Source organism: Streptomyces alkaliphilus (assembly GCF_014141535.1).
Classification (GTDB): domain Bacteria; phylum Actinomycetota; class Actinomycetes; order Streptomycetales; family Streptomycetaceae; genus Streptomyces; species Streptomyces alkaliphilus.
Map to the genome: position 1 here is coordinate 1 of NZ_VKHT01000990.1, position 1,836 is coordinate 1,836.

The 1,836-nt window shown below is 74.5% G+C and carries 2 protein-coding genes; both read left to right on the forward strand.

What is annotated here, in order from left to right; all coding sequences use genetic code 11:
- Window positions 1-62 precede the first annotated feature (62 nt).
- Window positions 63-869 carry an enhanced serine sensitivity protein SseB gene (locus FNQ90_RS21800; RefSeq protein ID WP_182607913.1) on the forward strand — a complete coding sequence of 269 codons (807 nt, stop codon included), beginning with the start codon at window positions 63-65 and terminating at the stop codon, window positions 867-869.
- Between the two features lie 126 nt (window positions 870-995).
- Window positions 996-1,661 carry a trimeric intracellular cation channel family protein gene (locus FNQ90_RS21805; RefSeq protein WP_182607914.1) on the forward strand — a complete coding sequence of 222 codons (666 nt, stop codon included), beginning with the start codon at window positions 996-998 and terminating at the stop codon, window positions 1,659-1,661.
- Window positions 1,662-1,836 lie beyond the last annotated feature (175 nt).

Consider the following 1,836-nt stretch of genomic DNA (forward strand, 5'->3'; position numbering starts at 1 on the left):
GCCAGGAGGTGCCCGAGGCCCCCGTGCCCACGGCGACCCCGACTCGTCTAGGGTCTGCGTTCATGACGGGACAGACGGGTCTGCCGACCGCGCCGGGGGCCTCGGGCACCTCCTGGCCCAGCAACGAACTGGAAGAGGTGTTGGCCGCCTCGGTCGGCGTGCCGGACGCGGGGGCGCGCCTGCTGGCGACGATCGGCCGCAGTTCCCTGTGGGTGCCGCTCCCCGAGGGCGGCGGCCCCGCCAGTCCGCACCTGGACCTGCCCACCCTGGAGATCGACGGTGGCGTCTACGTGCCGGTCTTCAGCTCCGCCGAGCAGTTCATGATGGGCGCCGGCTCCCACCTCTCCTTCGCGGTGGCCCCGGCGATCGAGTTCGCCCGGGGCCTGCCGCCGCAGGCCGGCATCGTGATCAACCCCGGCGGCACCGTCGGCGCGCCCCTGCCGCCGGCCGCGGTGGCCGAGCTGTGTCGGGAGACCCCCGGGGAGCGGGTGCCGGGCCGGCCCAGCGGGGCCCGGATGCGGCTCTTCGAGCCGGACTGGAAGGAGGAGCCGGTCGACTTCCTCGCGGCGGCGGCCGGTGAACTGTCCGAGATCCCGGCGGTGCGCACCGCCCGACGCGGCCTGGCCAGCGCCGAGGGCGGCCCGCCCTCGCTGTGCCTGGGTGTGGAACTGGAACCGACGGTGCTCGGCGGACCGCAGGGGCCGGTCCCGCCGGAGATCGCCTCGGCCGTGGGAGACGCGCTGGGGGCCGCGCTGACCCGGGTGCCGGTCCGCTGGCCGGTGCAGTTGCTGCTCATGGACGCGGCGGATGACCCGTTGGTGCACTGGATGCGGCAGTGCGTGACCCCGTTCTGGTGGCGCGGCGCCTGATCCGCGGCCCGCGCTCCGGCCCACGCGTTCCCGCCCCGTTCCCGGTCCGGTTCGTCCGGCCCCGGGCGGGGCGTCCGGTTCGCCCCCGGTGCCGGCCCCGTGCGGGCGGTGCCGGAGAATGCCCCGGTGAACCCCCTGACCCCCGACCTCCAGCACTGGCTCGACCTCGCCGGCATCGCCGTCTTCGCGATCTCCGGGGCGCTGCTGGCGGTGCGCAAGAACTTCGACGTCTTCGGCATGGCGGTTCTCGCCTTCGCCACCGGCCTGGGCGGCGGCCTCTTCCGCGACCTGGTGATCGGAGCGGTGCCCCCGGCCGCCTTCACGGACATGGGGTACTTCCTCACCCCGCTGGTGGTCACGGTGCTGGTGATCTTCCTGCACCCGCAGGTGGAGCGGATCAACCGCGCGGTGCTGGTCTTCGACGCCGCCGGCCTCGGGTTCTTCTGTGTGGTGGGGACCATCAAGGCGCACGAGTACGGGTTGGGGACGGTCGCGGCGGCCTCGCTGGGGCTGGCCACCGCCGCCGGCGGGGGAGTGCTGCGGGACGTGCTGGCCAACGAGGTGCCCGCGCTGCTGCGCTGGGACCGGGAGATCTACGCCGTGCCGGCGATCGTCGGCGCCTCCTCGGTGGCGCTGCTGCTGCGGTACGACGCGCTGAACAACGTGACCATGACGGTCTCGGTGCTGGTGCCCTTCGTGCTGCGGTTGCTGGCGCTGCGGTACAACTGGCGGGCGCCGCGCGCCTGGCACCGGCGCAGCGCGGCGACCGAGGACGGGGCCGGGGCGGCGTGAGAGGCGCCGGCCGGGGTGATGGGGGATGAGGAACGGGAGGTCCCCTCTCCCGCATTCGACTGAGCTACCGCTTAGTAGCAAGAGCCGGTAGGCTGCACCCATGGCCGAGACGACCCGAGCGAGCGACCCCGGTACCGGGACCGCCACGCCCGACGCCCACCCCGCACCCCTCTCC